Source organism: Mesobacillus sp. S13, assembly GCF_020422885.1.
Taxonomy (GTDB): domain Bacteria; phylum Bacillota; class Bacilli; order Bacillales; family Cytobacillaceae; genus Mesobacillus; species Mesobacillus selenatarsenatis_A.
In genome coordinates this window covers 614,117-628,634 of record NZ_CP084622.1, presented here as the reverse complement: position 1 = coordinate 628,634, position 14,518 = coordinate 614,117, and the positions used below count along the sequence as shown (strand labels likewise).

Genomic DNA, 14,518 nt, shown 5'->3' with positions numbered 1-14,518 from the left:
AAGATTCGAATGCACAACAATTCCTGCTACATTAAGCCTTATCCACCAATAGGATAAGGCTTTCTTTCTTAAAGAAACCGAGTATTCAAGAAACCTTGAACCGCCATACCTGCTTCTATCGGAAGCTGCATCCAAACATAGGCGTGCATGGAACCTTCAATTTTAATGATTTCATGTGAATCCACAAGCTTTGAAAAAGCATCCAAACTTCTCCTGATTTTTTCATCAGCATATTCCTCTTCACTTGGCATAAAAAGAACGGGACATTTTATCTTCTGATAATATTCCTCAAATTGAAGGTCCCAGTATTTTTCCATGTACTCCATCCTTACGTGATTCCGGTAATGACTGGTTACGGTGCCGTCATCCAGCTCTTCTGCCGTACTCTCAAGGTAGCTCAGGAAATGGTCATTCAGAATTCCCATCCGTTCAACCGGCTTCTTCACTTTAGAGAGGAACTCGGTGAGGGAAGGATGTTCAGGCATTCTTCGTTCCATCAGCTTCTCCCTCTGCCTCTCTTTTTCAACAGCAATTTCTTCTGCAGTCCCATTGAAGATTCCATACTCCCCAAACTCATTGTATAGAGCACCCTCACAAACAAGCGACTTCACCATGTCAGGGTGGGACGCTGCCAAACTCAACCCAATCTCAGCTCCCATCGAACTGCCTACAACATGACAGCTCTGGACATCAAGAGCTTGGAGCAGCAAGTATAAATCATGGGCAAAATCATCAACATGATAGCCCGTCGTTGGCTTATCCGATTTCCCATGCCCCCTGAAATCAGGAGCAATAACTCGATACTCCTCACTGAACATGTGCAAAATGCCATCCCACATATTCAAAGTCCCTCCGCTAAAATGGAGAAACAAGAGAACAGGTTTATTTGAATCCGAATACTTCACGTTCAACTCTATTGAATTAGGTAATTTGACTTTTCTTTCTGTCAGCATATTAGACTCCTCGCTTTCCTTTTTGCTTCGAAAATGAACGACTAGAACAGGGATAAGTAAGCAAACAAAAATACCAGAACAATATACTTATAAGCCCTGTTATCTGTAGCGAATCTTTCTTTAATATCCTTCGTTAAAAAAGAGAGCAAAATAATGATCAAAGAATAGGTAAGAACTTCCTTAAGTGAAGTCTGTCCAGTAAAAAAGGTTAAAACCAGAACAACACTCACTATTGCGATTAAAAGAATTGTAATATACTCAGGTTTAAACTTTATGGCGCTTTGCAAATTCATCCTCCTCTATAAGACTATTGCTGATAGAAAAACCGACGAAAAAGCTCATTTTCATGCACGCTTTTTCACACGGATCATACTAATCCGATCCAACCTCACCTTACATATGATTTACTACTCATAATTTTAAACCAATATATAACAATTACAATGAAATTCCCATAATAAGAGACAGCGGGGGCTACTCCACTGTCTCTTAGAATTACATAGAACCGCGATGTGTCATTTGTTTCATTTTCCTATAGTTGGATTAAGCCTCATCAGCAACAAATGAGGCTTACCCAACTTTGCCAGATTAGTCGTCTAACTCGATAAAATCGTTATGCTTGAACACCATTGAAACTACTGTCTCTCCACCTGTTTTGACACCGGACAACGCTACGACCACTTCTTCACCATCCTCGTCTAAATCTCCTTCTAACGTAACCCTGAGCATGTTGTTACCTTGGAATGTTTCTGGACCAGCATCCACTTTCACAACTGTGCAACTTCCTGCAGGTATATCGACAGCCAGTTCTGTATAGGTTCCAGTAGAAATCGTAATCGGAACTGCAACTTCTGGAGAAATACCCGGGTACAAGAAAGGATCACGGCAAACTTGCACAGATAAATTCACAGTAGACTGCTCGTCTGCAAGATTTTTAAAACCTATCAATAGATACTCTACTGCCGTTCCATCCTGAAACAATGGTACAAAAAACGGTCCTGATGTGAGCTTTTTTCCCAATTTCATTTCCCCCCTTTCCTTGTTGATACTATAATTTATTCACTTCCGTACTTAATGTATGGACAAACTGTGTATGTAAAATATCTATTTTTCCATCAATAGTGAAAAATGGATGCTCAACAATTAGACATTTCTCCGCTCTTATAGAATGGAAGCTTTACAAAGGGACTATCACTTCTACTTCAAAATACATGAAACAGAAGAGTTCTCGTGTTTATTGGTGGGAACCTCCCTGGATCACCCAATCGTTTTGTGTTTACACCATTTTTAGAGATTGCTCATGGTTCGTTTCACAACAAAAGCATAGGGTCTGTGAAGTTCCCTATGCTTGGTAGATATATGAACAATTAATGTTACTATCATCACTCATGAATTTATCTCTTGTGATCGCTAAGCTCCCACTAGTTCACTAGTGTTCTGATCATAAAGCTCCAGGGCTGCGGAGGAGATTTTTTGATAATCTTCTTCTAACCAAACATGTATATCAGACTCATAATCTTTTGCAAAGATTTCAAATGACAGATTCCTAATAATCTTGTAAGAAGCATACGGATGAGGAAAATCAGGGTCATTTTTTGCATCATTTAAGAATTTCTTTAGTAGTGAGTGATCTTTGGTATAGATAAGCTCAACTAGTTTTGCCCGGTATTCTAATTCAGCGGACGGCAAACCAGGAAAGGATTTGTAGTCAGCTATATGCTGAGCTTCGTGTTTTAAATAGGATACCTGAAAATCGTCGTGATCTAGGTTTTCATACCGCTTCGCATTACAATACAATCCATCTTCTTGTGCCCATCCACCGACTGTTCTATTGTTAAAAGTGGCGAATCCCATCCAGCCTTCTAGCAAGAAATCGGACATCATGTGTACAGTCACTTTGATCGATTGGTGAGGAATTTCAACTTTAAAATCAATTGGTTCACAACGTTTCCATATATATGCGCCTCTATATGGAGGAGTAACGCCGCCCAAGAAGTGATAGCCTTTTTTAGCAAAAATAGCAGCCAGCTCATTTTCAGTTTCATCAATCATGAATGGTGACTCAATTTCCAAGAGACTTTTCAATCTATTGTTCAAGTCTGCCTCCGCCTCATGAAGTGAGTCTGCATTGGTCAATACGGTTCGAAAATAATGATGATAGGCAGCTAGTACATCTTTAATCCACCTATCTCCATCAAGAATCTGTTCAGCATATTCTGGATAATAAAACCTTTCCATATACATTTGATGTATTTTTTCCATTTCCTTTGTCTTTGGCTGGATAGAATCAAGGTATTTCATTGCTGTATTTAGATCTCCTTGAAGACACAGTGAATAAAATCGGTCCATTTATTTCTCCCCTTTTAATAGCCTGTTAACAAGAATGCAGCCAGACTGTTAATTAAGTTCAACAAAAAGAGCGTTAATCCTTCATCTTGGATCAACGCTCTGATTACTGATCTCTTTAAAAGTGGTTTTCTGTTCACTAATTCACTGTAATTTCTTCCTCTTGATGGTCGTGAATCTCACCCTTTTCAACATGAACCTTTATATGATAAGTACCTGATTTCGGGAATACTTTTTCAAAATGATAGACACCATTTTCCATTTCAGCCGCTTCGACAAATTCATGGACGGAATCCTCTCCATGCCAAATCTCGAATCGGACTGCTGCTTCTGTTAAAGGCTGATTATCGTTTTTAATTTGAGCTGATAGATTCACTTTCTGATTCACTTTAAAATCTTGGTTAGTATCCAGGTCAATTGATACGTGACTATGATGGTGGTCACCTTCTGCTGGTTCCCCAGTCTCGTGGGAGTCCGTTGATTCATCATGTTGATTCTCTGTTTCACTGCCAGTTCCAGCAGGATTTCCAACCGTTATTTTTTCACTTGGCATATTATGCATCGATCTTGCAGTAACATGAGCCGTTACCATATACTCCCCATCTTCTTGAAAGCTTTTCTTTATTTCATACATACCTTTTCCTTTGTGAGCTGCCTCAATCATTTCCGAATCCTCGTCTCCAACTTTGCGAACTTCGAATTTGACTTCATCAGCATCTTCCACTTTTTCTTCCCCTTGTGTCACTTCCGCCGCCAGAACGACTTCGTCACCTACCGGAATATCTTCTGGAGCAATAAGGTCCACTTCCAATAATTCAGGTTCTTCCTCTTTGTTTACATCCGATCCTGAATTGGTGCATCCTGTAATAAAAATAAAAAATAGAGTAATGAATAGAATCAGAAATTTTTTCATTTTAAACACTCCGTTCAATCAATTTGTTAGTTGTAGTTTTAAGAATTCGTGGATTTGCTTTTATCGGGTTTGCGTTTGTTTTTACTGTTTCCACTGCTTCAAACTCCTTAATCATATTCTGCAAGTGTGAGAAAAGAATGAACTTTAGTTTGAAGTTTAACATTTCTTTAAAGCTATTTTTTTGTTAGTTTTTTTGCAAAGGGATCGCGAAGTATACTTGTAGGTATAAACCATTTAAAGACGGCATTTTATGCGGGTATCCATATTGCCCCAAACAAGCTGGCAGTTTTGTCTGCCAGCTTGTTTAAGATTGAATCAGATCTAACCGCTACCTAAGATTGATATTAATCCTTGAATATGAAAAGTTAATATAATTTTTAATAGATACTCTACTTAACCTGTTTTGAGTTATAGTTAGCGTAACAGGAGATTTAACGATGAGGGTGTGATGAATTTGCTTTTGAAAAAAAGTGCAGTGAAAGGTGAGAAAAACGGGGTTACCTTTTTGAATGGAAAAGTTCGTTTCCAGGGTGTGGCCTTGAATGTTTATAGTTTTGCCGTGGATGGGGTGTTAATCGATACCGGGGCACAATCCTTGAAAAAGTATTTTGAAGCCTTCATCGATGAGGTGGATTTCCATCAGGTCGTGCTGACCCATTTTCATGAAGACCATACTGGCTGTGCCGCCTATGCCGCCAAATCAACACAGCATCCTATCTATTTAAATCAAAATTCCATTCAGTCTTGCTCCTTGAAGGCGGACTATCCTTTTTACCGACAGCTTTTCTGGGGTCGAAGAAAGCCATTCCTCGCTCAGCCGATGCCTGAAACATTCACTTCCAACACCGCAACCTGGGATGCCATCGAAACCCCCGGCCATGCACATGACCATAAAGCACTTTTAAACCGAGAAACAGGTCAATTGTTCACAGGTGATTTATTTGTTCAGGAGCGCACCAAGGTGGTGATGACAGACGAAAGTATCCCGCAAATCATCGACTCTATTAAACGGGTATTGACCTATGACTTTGAGGAGATGTTTTGCAGTCATGCAGGGTATGTAGAAAATGGACGTGTTGCGCTAACCCGCAAGCTTGATTACCTGCTGTCCATCCAAGATGAAGTCATCATGCTTCATGAAAAAGGGGAATCTGCCAATGAGATTTGTAAACAACTCTTTCCTAAAAAGTACCCGATCATAAAGTTTTCCGGAGGAGAGTGGGACTCTCGCCACATTGTCAGCTCCATTTTACGAGGATAGCAAAAATAAAGATTTAGGATGAGAAGCAAATCGACGTACCCTTTGCTTCTCCTGGTACGTCCCTTCAAAGTCCAGATTGTTAAATTCAAGAAGTGGATGAATCCTTCCTAAAAACCCTCCATGCTTCTTCGACTTGGATTCTGTCAGAAAGGCTAGATACTGGATGTCCAGAGATACTGCTGGCAATGGCAGTTAGGATTGGCTCTTCACTGCTGCTTCCTTTTGAAATCCTCAGAGTAGTATCCAATACTTCTGCTTTAAGGGCATCAGCCTTTTCCACTAATGAAGCTAACTGCTGTGGCTGTTGTTCCATATCAAAAAAATCAACGGAGATAGCATCGTACGTTTTTCCTTGCCCTGATTCTATGAAGATCTTATCATGTTCTTTCTTCATGAACTGATGATAAATCGATGGCTTTACCCAGAAGGCAAGAATTCATGCTGTGTTTGAATCGTCTGTCTGTCCTGGTAAAAATCCTTTAAACACCAGAAGCATAGGGTGCAATTCCCTATGCTTCAGAAAAACCAATCTATTGCTTTGTTAAAAGTTGTTCCACTTGTTTTTTCAGTGTTGGTATCTTATTTTGGACAACATCCCAAACTATTTGATAATTGATGGAGAAATAACCATGTATCATTATATCCCTCATACCTGCCATCTTTCTCCACTCAATATGCGGATTAGCTTCTCTAATTTCATCTGGAATATTCTTCGTTGCTTCTCCGATCACTAAAATGTTTTTAATCACTGCGTCTAAGACTAAGTCATTGTCGATTAAATCATCATATGATAGCCCTTTTGTATACTTTAACACCTTATTAGCAGCGATTAGTATATCCTCCAAAAAGATTTCCGGATCCCTATGCATACTTGGCACTCCTTAAAATGCTTGGCTTCAGGGCAGGCTTGATATCATTTATAATGACGAGATCGACTGGTTTTTGAAATGTATCTTCAAGGTAAAACTTCAAATCCATATAGTTATCAAAGGATAAATGAGAATCACTAAATTCAACAATCACATCAATATCACTGGAATCTTTTTGTTCTTCCCGGCTATACGAACCAAACAGGCCAATTCGCTTAACACCGTATTTTTCACTCCAGGTATTTAGATTTTTTGAGAATACATGAAGGATTTCTTGTTGTGATACCATCTTATCACCGCCATTTCCTCATAATTCATACCAACATTATAACATCCCTCTTTTTATTTATTCTCCAGACGGAAGAAAAAACCCTTGCACTACGCAAGATCTCTGCAGATAAAAATTATTCACCCTTGAGACAGTAGGACGGAAATGCTGTCCCTTGCTCTATTCCTCAGGGTGGGTAAAATGGAGCGCGAAGTAAAAACACAATATCTTTAGTTTAGAAGGTGAATATTCATTAAGAGAATATGAAGAATTAAAAAGAGATCTTCGGATTATATAATTCACAATAAAGATACAATCTAGCTAGACACTGAACACTGCCTAACTAGATGGTATTTTTTCTTCAGTCGACAGTATTCATTTCTACTATTTCAACCTACTCCACTCTCCTAGCCGCTTGCTGAATAGGATCCCATACGCCATTATACGGTGGAGCATATGCCAGATCTAAATCAAGCAGCTCTTCGGTTGTCATGGAATGGAATAAGGCCGTCGCCAGGACATCGATTCGTTTATCGACTCCATTTCCGCCAATGATTTGCCCGCCAAGTACCTTATGTGTCTCTTTATGATAGACCAGTTTCAATTTCATTTTTTTATCATCGGGATAATAACCAGCGATATCCCTTGCTGTGATGGTTACAGAGCCATATGGAATGTTCAGCATGCTGGCCTCTTTTTCTGATAGCCCTGTTCTGCCAAGGGTTAAGTCGAAAAACTTAATAATCGAAGTGCCGACTATTCCTTTAAAGGTTTTATGTACATCAACCATGTTCAATCCGGCGATTTGTCCTTGCTTATTGGCATGTGTTCCTAACGGGACATGGTCGTCCTTCTCTTTTACCCGGTGATATTGGGTGGCACAATCTCCTGCTGCGTAGATATCCTCCACACTTGTTTGCATATAGGCATTTACCTGGATCGCACCATTTCCAAAGGTTTTGATTCCTGTTCCTTCTAAAAAGGAAGTATTGGGCTTCACACCTACAGCGACTAGCACCAAATCTGTGTCATACTCCCCTTTATCGGTTTTCACCGATTTCACAAGGTCACTTCCGCCAAATGCTTCCACGGATTCACCCATTTTCAACACAATGTTTTGCTTTACTGCTTCTTCGTGGATCAGTTCGGCCATGTCTGGATCAAAGATTTTAGCTAATTGCTCATTTCTTTCAATGATGGTGACCTTCTTGCCGAGCTCCGCAAAACTTTCGGCCATCTCAAGCCCAATGTATCCGCCGCCAATCACCGTCACATTCTTTATATCTCTTTCCAGATAATCCATGATTGCTTTTGCATCCGGGATGGTCTTTAATGAGAAAATACCTGGAAGTGTCACACCGTCCCACTTGGGAATGACCGAGCTTACACCCGTTGCAATCAGAAGGCGGTCAAAGGCAAGGCTGAATGCCTCACCATTGCTATGGTTTATTCCGCTTACCGTTTTATTTTCTGCGTCTACCTTCTGGACTTCATGAAATACACGAGCATCAATGCCGTACTTCTCTTTAAAATCAGACTGAGTGCGCGCGATTAACTTATCTGTGGACTCAATCTTCCCGCTGATCACATAAGGCAGGCCACATTGTCCGTATGAATACACGCCACCCTTTTCCAATACAGTGATTTCATGTCCAGAACTGTTCCGGACCATTTGCATGGCAGCGCTCATACCCGCCGCATCGCCGCCAATAATAAGTATTTTCATTTTCATCTTCATCCCTCCACTCCTTGTGTATCCATTTATGATTCAGTTTTAAACATTGGGTTTTATCATTTTTAGGATCAGAGTGTTCTAAAAAATCCGTACGCGAATACCGGTAAATTCATGTTAGTTTTCCCAATTTCAGAATCCTATCGCTAATAGTTCTCCAAAAAGAGAAGACTCCCTTCTTTCCGTAAGAGGAAAAAAAATCAATAGATAGGTTCTACAAAATCCCTCTTTGGGAAAAACAATAGTTTGTTGCCGATTTTGCCATGAGACCCCTCCCCATAGTCCACAAATTTATTGATAATGCAGCCTTCATGTTAAAATAATGACGACATCAGTAACAGGAGGATTCAAGCTTGGTTAATCAGTTGGTCATCGAAGCGGAAAGATTTATAGTGAACTGTTATGGAGAGCTGCAAAAATCGGAACAGGAAATTGAAAGCAGAATTCAATTCATTAAACAGGAAATTGCTCAAACTGGGACTTATGAACATACCTTTGAGGAACTTGAACATGGTGCGAAAATGGCGTGGAGGAATAGCAACCGCTGCATCGGCCGTCTTTTTTGGGATACTTTGACTGTGTTTGATGCTCGAGACCTGCAACAGGAAGACGAAATAAAGCATGCCTTGTTCCATCATATAGAATATGCAACGAATCAGGGGAGGATCAGACCGACAATCACCATTTTAAAACCAAAAAAAAACGAGAAGGATTCTGCCCGGATCTGGAACCATCAGCTTGTACGGTATGCAGGTTATGAAACGGAAACTGGTATCATCGGTGATTCAAGCTCTATTGATTTTACAAAAACGTGTGAACAACTTGGCTGGTCAGGGGCTGGAACAGATTTTGATATCCTGCCATTGGTTATTCAAGTCGACGGCAATCAGCCAAAATACTACCCCATACCCGAGAGCTTAGTGCTTGAGGTCCCGTTGCGCCATGAGGAATTTGAATGGTTCGAGGATTTAGGCTTGAAATGGTATGCCGTTCCGTTCATATCCGATATGAAGCTTGAAATTGGCGGAATTGAATATACAGCCGCCCCATTCAACGGCTGGTATATGGGAACAGAAATCGGCGCACGAAATTTGGCAGATGAAAACCGCTACAACCTTTTGCCAAGAATCGCAGATCGAATGGGATTGAATAGGAAGAAAAATGCTTCCTTATGGAAAGACCGGGCCCTTATTGAACTTAATAGCAGCGTTCTCTATTCATTTAATGAAGACAGAGTGGCAATTGTCGATCACCATACTGCGGGAATGCAGTTCACGGTTTTCGAAGAAAAGGAAAAAGGAGCTGGAAGGGACCTGACAGGAGACTGGACATGGCTGATTCCACCAGTATCTCCTGCCACGACGCATATCTTCCACAAATCCTACGAAAACGAAATCGTAAAGCCCAATTATTTTTATCAGGAGAAACCCTATTAATGAGGGACATGTGGGACATGGGGACGGTTCTTCACATACTATCCAGCAATAAAAAAGGAGCCGGATACTGAAATCCTAGCTCCTTTCTTTTGTATTCTTTGTTAAAGTAATGCACCCTTATGTTTAAGTACATTTGTTCACAAACTTAGATGTATAACAGGAATGCTGCACTTTAGTTGGAATTAGAAGTGTTCTTTTTTACTCTTGAAATTACAAAATAAGCAACCAGATATATTAGGCACAAAAAGAGGAATACTATTAAAACTGAAAGTAAGAACTTATCTTGATGCCATACTGTTCCACAACATCTTATTCCATAAAAATAAGGTAAAGGCGGATCAATGTTAACTACTGTCAGCTCCACAAATCCTATTGGAAAACCTATAAACATAGGGAAACTCTCTTTTAACTCGTCATATGTTTTGATCATTTTTCCGTCAAAAAAAGCGGTAGAATAAACAAAAATGCAGGATATAAGAAACATCAATGGTAGAACTACAAACTTTTTTAAAAAGGGTCGCATTTTTAAATCACCTCAAAAAAACCCCTAAAATATCTATGTATGATTATTATGCAAAACTGCACCTTTAGTACAAGAGGAAACCTCGGCTAGACAGTAGTCGAGGTTTCCTTAATTTTTATTTTTTTAAAGCTTTTATAACGTTAAATAATGGCAACAGTGATACCGGTAGATAACAATAATGGCAGCCAAGTTCCGATGACATCTTCCAAAGTAACTCCTCCTTTAGAAGTGTTTACGATTCTACTATAAAATAAGTTTTACCTTATTGCACAAACCTGCACAGCTTGTTTTTAAATAATTTCGAGTTAATAACCATAATTCTGAGACATATCAGTAAGTATAAAAGCAATATATAACAGAGTTATAGTTATTACTATTAATAACGTAAGTTTATATTTCTCCATCATTTAACCTCCTTTGTTAGTATTTAGCCTAAGTTTGATGAAAATATGCTTGAAAGTCAAAAGGATAAAATAAGAAGGCACTCTAGGTGCCTTCTCAATTACTGATTAGTTTTAATTGTTATTGTATGGCTATCGGTTACTGGACCGTTTACGCCATGAACAGTAACATAAGCAGTAACTTTTCCCGATGTAGGGTAATCCATACTAAAAGATGTTGTATAAGATTTTAAATCGTATGCCCAAACAGCATGCCCCCTACTATCTGTGAACTTTACATCAAAATTCGGGCCTGTAGTTGATCCCCCCGAGATACTTACCTTCCAAGTAACAACTTCACTAGTAACATAAGAAGATTTATCAGTATAGAGGTAAACCTCTAATGGCCAAGATTCTGGATCAATACTTGCTTTGGCCTGACTATTAAACGGTAAAAGAACTGTTGATATTAGAAGAATAAAAATAGATATTTTTTTTATTAAGTCTATCATACTTTAAAATTCCTCCAATCAGTAAGTTAAACCTGGATTATAAATAGATGTACTATCCTTTACGTATTCTTCCCCACCAAAGCTTACACCTGCAGCTATTCCCGCACCTTTTGGTAGACCGATTGAGATACCAAGGTCTGATTGCCATTTGTCATGTCCATACCAGCTGGCAAAGCCAGAGTAAGTTGTGCTTTTCACTTTTGATTCATCGTTAGCCTCTAGATAAACATATGCAGTACCAGTTGCATCCCAAGCATTACCTGTTATATCATATTTCCAACCCACACCAGCTAAACGATCCTGATCATATGGAGTAGAGTGTGATGTTGATTTCCAGTAAGGATCATAACATGTTCCCCCACTTGTCCAGGAACAATATTTTTGTTTGTTAGTAAAGCCCCATGATTTAGCGTACCATCCCTCACTCCAAGAAAGTGCAAATCCATCTTGCAGTCTATAAAAAGGCATTTTTGACCAGTTATAGTCTCCAACAATCTTTATATAAGGGTGCCCATTGCTTTGTCCGTAATCGATGGCTACGGTATTTAAGTAGATGTCATCTACTAAAGCCATAGTTGAGAATTCCCCTGTTGCCTCTGAGACTTCACCTGTTTCCTCATCGAATGAATATGCTTTTCTTGAAAAATTCAATACTTTCTTAGCTTCTTTGTCCTTTGCAATCTCAACCTTAGATTCCCAATTTAGATATCCAATTTGTTCTTCTGTTAAACCAAGTTGGAGCAACCTTTTGTTTACCTGCTTTTCGTTCCACTTCTTGCTGTCGGAGTTCTCTACTGAACTTGCTAATGCACTAGTTGTAAAGGACACCAAGAGTACAAAAACCAAAATTAGTACTTTTTTCACTTTTAATCATCTCCTTTTATCAGAATAATCAAATAGTAATATATTTTTTGAATTTTTTGGTATAAAATAATAGGTGGTAGAATTTGTATTTTATAAATATATGAAAAGGAGGTTTAGTATTGAAGATTGGCAATAGAATTAAATATATTAGGACAAGAAGTAAGCTTTCCTTATCTGATCTAGGTCGAGGAATCGTATCTGCAACTCATTTAAGTAATATCGAGAGAGGTAGATTTAACCCTTCCGATGAGATTCTAGCCTCTCTTTCAGAAAGATTAAATGTTAGGTTGGGGTATCTGACTAATTACAATAAATTTGATTCGGAAATCCAAGACTTATTGGTTAATCTTTTAGATTCCTTAATTCTTGGTTCTCCAGATGCAAAATTAACTGTAGACAAATTATCTCAGAAACCTATAAATAATATTCTTCAAGAAACCATCTTTTTAATGTTAATCTCATGTTATAAATACAAATGTAAATTAAATCCAATAGAAGAAGAAAATCAATTAAGTTTTTATGAAATAGATAAGATTAGTTCACTAGATCCTCTCCTAATAAAAAGCTTTTATTATTATAAGGGCCAGAAGCACTTCTATAAGGGAAATTATAATAACTCCCTTAGGTACTTTAACGAACTAATTAAACTAACATATTCATCAAAAGAGTATTCATTTTTACTATATAACCTCGCCCTTCTTGAATATTATTCAAAATTTTATATAAGAGCCGCTAAAAGTGCGGAAAAAGCACTTAGTTATAGTCTCAGCGCGCATAATTGGGAGGTTAGTTTTGACATTTATAATTTACTAATGGTTATACACTGGGAAGACAAGGATTTAGAGATTGCAAAAGAATATGGCTCTAAAGCTCTAGAAATAGGTGAAATCAAAAACTATTCAGAATGCCACAGAGTATATCACAATTTAGGTTCCATACACCTAGAGGAAGGCTCACTGGATTTGGCAGTGGATTTTTTAAATAAATCAATTTCACTTAAGAATAAGATGAGTATTTATAATTTTTCTAGCAAATTCAAATTGTTAAAATGTTTCTTTTTAAAAGGGGCTGATGAGAGATTTAAATCTTTACATTATGATCTTCTTAATAACACAAAAACAAAAAAGGAAGAATTAATTTTAGAATATTTCAACGTTGTTTTTTTGAAAAGAGGAAATACAGGGGATATTGTCAAACGTATTAAAGAAATTATTCCTTTATTAAAGAAACACAATCTAAAAGAAGAATATATTAGTTGTCTTAAAGAGTTAGCAGTACACTATAGCGCGCAAAATTCTTATAAACATGCTTTTTCTTGCTATGAAAAACTAAGTTTAGCTTTGGAGGCTGATGTAATTTGAAGAAAGTCTTAATGATTATTTCAATGTTAATTCTTTTCACCCCTATTACAACCAATAACTTTACAGTAACATACAACAATAATAACAACTTATATGCTGACCCAGATATAAAACCACCAAATAATGATGAACCAGTTGAAGTGCCAGAAGTCTTAACATAAGAATTGAATTGAAATCTAAGGCTATAAAAAAGCTTTAAAACTTATTGGAGAAGAGATTTTCCTTAATGACTGAATCGTTGATGTTAAGGATTAGCAAGGTCAAATTATTAATTCTGTGCCATTTCTCATTGAAAAAAACTTAACGTTTGAAATTGCCCCCTATAAAACATCCACTACGTTGCCTCTAAAGCAGCATGTGGCTTTTATGGGGGTTTTTTATATGGATACTTTGTCTGCAAGTGTAGCTACTTGAGTATAACGGGGTCGTTTTTGAAGTACAAATTTATATTAACATAGCTTTTTGCACGGTAATTCGTAGTTGAATTAACCGATACTTTAGCAGTAAAATAGCACAATAAAAGCTCGGAGCAATTATGCTCCGAGCCTATTTTATAGTAGCACTATGTTGAAGATTAGCTACCCGATAGTTCAAGTGAATTTTTTCACATAATACAGATTATCCGTCTTAAATACAAATCCCCTTTAAATTAATAAAGGGGATTTACTTTATTTATCCGAATCATGATTAAAATATATGGGAATGAAAGACAAACCCTTTTCTTTTCTAACCTTTTCAGCTTCTTCTGGATTTCCAGCCTGAATTTCACTAAGAATACCAGATGTTTGTGATATGGCAACTTCTATAACCTTTGACTTTTCCTGATTTTTCACTTTTCCTATTACAGTTCTATCAATTGAAGAATTTTTTGTGTATTTTTCAAGATATAAATCCATTTCTTTCATTTCATCATTCGACAGTGGTTCTGCTGTAAATCCATTTTCAGCTAACAATGCGTCTATATTGGGTTTTTCACTACCTTCCGCTTGTTTTTCTATAGTTCCACTACCGAAGATTAATCCTGCTGACATGATTCCTACTCCCACTAAACCACAAATTATTCTTTTCATTTTATGATATCCTTTCTATATTCAATTATG

Annotated in this window: 16 protein-coding genes; 4 read left to right on the top strand and 12 right to left on the bottom strand. The window is 37.8% G+C overall.

Translation table 11 applies throughout. The features are described 5' to 3' along the window. Positions 1–68 precede the first annotated feature (68 nt). From LGO15_RS03245 to LGO15_RS03225, 5 genes are all read right to left on the bottom strand, one after another. Positions 69–953, bottom strand: coding sequence for an alpha/beta hydrolase (locus LGO15_RS03245; protein ID WP_226086727.1), 885 nt, complete (start codon positions 951–953; stop codon positions 69–71). A gap of 41 nt (positions 954–994) precedes the next feature. After that, entirely contained in the window at positions 995–1,240 is a 246-nt protein-coding gene (locus tag LGO15_RS03240; RefSeq protein ID WP_226086726.1) for a hypothetical protein, read from the bottom strand. Positions 1,241–1,541: 301 nt separating this feature from the next. Further along, positions 1,542–1,973, bottom strand: a complete 432-nt coding sequence (locus LGO15_RS03235; protein ID WP_226086725.1) for a hypothetical protein — start codon at positions 1,971–1,973, stop codon at positions 1,542–1,544. Positions 1,974–2,363: 390 nt separating this feature from the next. Then, positions 2,364–3,302 (bottom strand): hypothetical protein, encoded by a 939-nt coding sequence (locus LGO15_RS03230; protein WP_226086724.1) that lies wholly within the window; start codon positions 3,300–3,302, stop codon positions 2,364–2,366. Positions 3,303–3,438: 136 nt separating this feature from the next. After that, the gene (locus tag LGO15_RS03225; RefSeq protein WP_226086723.1) at positions 3,439–4,212 is read right to left on the bottom strand and encodes a FixH family protein; all 774 of its coding nucleotides are present in this window, start codon (positions 4,210–4,212) and stop codon (positions 3,439–3,441) included. Positions 4,213–4,660: 448 nt separating this feature from the next. Between LGO15_RS03225 and LGO15_RS03220 the strand changes: the two genes are divergently transcribed. Next, a complete protein-coding gene (locus LGO15_RS03220) occupies positions 4,661–5,473 on the top strand; it encodes an MBL fold metallo-hydrolase (RefSeq protein ID WP_226086722.1) in 813 nt (270 codons plus the stop codon). Positions 5,474–5,558: 85 nt separating this feature from the next. Here LGO15_RS03220 and LGO15_RS03215 read toward each other — a convergent pair whose 3' ends face one another. The 4 genes from LGO15_RS03215 to LGO15_RS03200 all read right to left on the bottom strand — a co-directional run bounded on the left by LGO15_RS03215 (position 5,559) and on the right by LGO15_RS03200 (position 8,336). Beyond that, positions 5,559–5,909 carry a DUF4937 domain-containing protein gene (locus LGO15_RS03215; RefSeq protein ID WP_226087807.1) on the bottom strand — a complete coding sequence of 117 codons (351 nt, stop codon included), beginning with the start codon at positions 5,907–5,909 and terminating at the stop codon, positions 5,559–5,561. A gap of 94 nt (positions 5,910–6,003) precedes the next feature. Continuing rightward, entirely contained in the window at positions 6,004–6,342 is a 339-nt protein-coding gene (locus tag LGO15_RS03210) for a HepT-like ribonuclease domain-containing protein (RefSeq protein WP_226086721.1), read from the bottom strand. Beyond that, positions 6,335–6,631 (bottom strand): nucleotidyltransferase family protein, encoded by a 297-nt coding sequence (locus tag LGO15_RS03205; RefSeq protein ID WP_226086720.1) that lies wholly within the window; start codon positions 6,629–6,631, stop codon positions 6,335–6,337. Before LGO15_RS03205 ends, LGO15_RS03210 begins: the two co-directional genes overlap by 8 nt. Positions 6,632–7,004: 373 nt before the next feature. Continuing rightward, positions 7,005–8,336, bottom strand: a complete 1,332-nt coding sequence (locus LGO15_RS03200) for a CoA-disulfide reductase (RefSeq protein WP_226087806.1) — start codon at positions 8,334–8,336, stop codon at positions 7,005–7,007. Between the two features lie 359 nt (positions 8,337–8,695). On the opposite strand from LGO15_RS03200, the gene LGO15_RS03195 reads away from it, so the two are divergent. Next, positions 8,696–9,778, top strand: coding sequence for a nitric oxide synthase oxygenase (locus LGO15_RS03195; protein WP_226086719.1), 1,083 nt, complete (start codon positions 8,696–8,698; stop codon positions 9,776–9,778). Positions 9,779–10,803: 1,025 nt separating this feature from the next. Here LGO15_RS03195 and LGO15_RS03190 read toward each other — a convergent pair. Both LGO15_RS03190 and LGO15_RS03185 read right to left on the bottom strand, forming a co-directional pair. Further along, entirely contained in the window at positions 10,804–11,193 is a 390-nt protein-coding gene (locus LGO15_RS03190) for a hypothetical protein (RefSeq protein ID WP_226086718.1), read from the bottom strand. Positions 11,194–11,211: 18 nt separating this feature from the next. Then, on the bottom strand, positions 11,212–12,057 hold the full coding sequence (locus LGO15_RS03185) for a hypothetical protein (protein ID WP_226086717.1): 846 nt from the start codon (positions 12,055–12,057) through the stop codon (positions 11,212–11,214). Positions 12,058–12,176: 119 nt separating this feature from the next. Between LGO15_RS03185 and LGO15_RS03180 the strand changes: the two genes are divergently transcribed. Together LGO15_RS03180 and LGO15_RS03175 are read left to right on the top strand one after the other, a co-directional pair. Next, positions 12,177–13,418 carry a helix-turn-helix transcriptional regulator gene (locus LGO15_RS03180; RefSeq protein ID WP_226086716.1) on the top strand — a complete coding sequence of 414 codons (1,242 nt, stop codon included), beginning with the start codon at positions 12,177–12,179 and terminating at the stop codon, positions 13,416–13,418. Beyond that, a complete protein-coding gene (locus tag LGO15_RS03175; protein WP_226086715.1) occupies positions 13,415–13,579 on the top strand; it encodes a hypothetical protein in 165 nt (54 codons plus the stop codon). The genes LGO15_RS03180 and LGO15_RS03175 overlap by 4 nt, the downstream gene beginning before the upstream one ends. Before the next feature lie 507 nt (positions 13,580–14,086). On the opposite strand, the gene LGO15_RS03170 is transcribed toward LGO15_RS03175, so the two are convergent. After that, on the bottom strand, positions 14,087–14,488 hold the full coding sequence (locus LGO15_RS03170; protein WP_226086714.1) for a hypothetical protein: 402 nt from the start codon (positions 14,486–14,488) through the stop codon (positions 14,087–14,089). Positions 14,489–14,518 lie beyond the last annotated feature (30 nt).

What these genes read in the sequence shown, in the direction of transcription:
- LGO15_RS03245 (WP_226086727.1), bottom strand. Translation starts at nt 953, where the DNA reads ATGCTGACAGAAAGAAAAGTCAAATTACCTAATTCAATAGAGTTGAAC.
- LGO15_RS03230 (WP_226086724.1), bottom strand. Translation starts at nt 3,302, where the DNA reads ATGGACCGATTTTATTCACTGTGTCTTCAAGGAGATCTAAATACAGCA.
- LGO15_RS03225 (WP_226086723.1), bottom strand. Translation starts at nt 4,212, where the DNA reads ATGAAAAAATTTCTGATTCTATTCATTACTCTATTTTTTATTTTTATT.
- LGO15_RS03220 (WP_226086722.1), top strand. Translation starts at nt 4,661, where the DNA reads ATGAATTTGCTTTTGAAAAAAAGTGCAGTGAAAGGTGAGAAAAACGGG.
- LGO15_RS03210 (WP_226086721.1), bottom strand. Translation starts at nt 6,342, where the DNA reads ATGCATAGGGATCCGGAAATCTTTTTGGAGGATATACTAATCGCTGCT.
- LGO15_RS03205 (WP_226086720.1), bottom strand. Translation starts at nt 6,631, where the DNA reads ATGGTATCACAACAAGAAATCCTTCATGTATTCTCAAAAAATCTAAAT.
- LGO15_RS03200 (WP_226087806.1), bottom strand. Translation starts at nt 8,336, where the DNA reads ATGAAAATACTTATTATTGGCGGCGATGCGGCGGGTATGAGCGCTGCC.
- LGO15_RS03190 (WP_226086718.1), bottom strand. Translation starts at nt 11,193, where the DNA reads ATGATAGACTTAATAAAAAAAATATCTATTTTTATTCTTCTAATATCA.
- LGO15_RS03170 (WP_226086714.1), bottom strand. Translation starts at nt 14,488, where the DNA reads ATGAAAAGAATAATTTGTGGTTTAGTGGGAGTAGGAATCATGTCAGCA.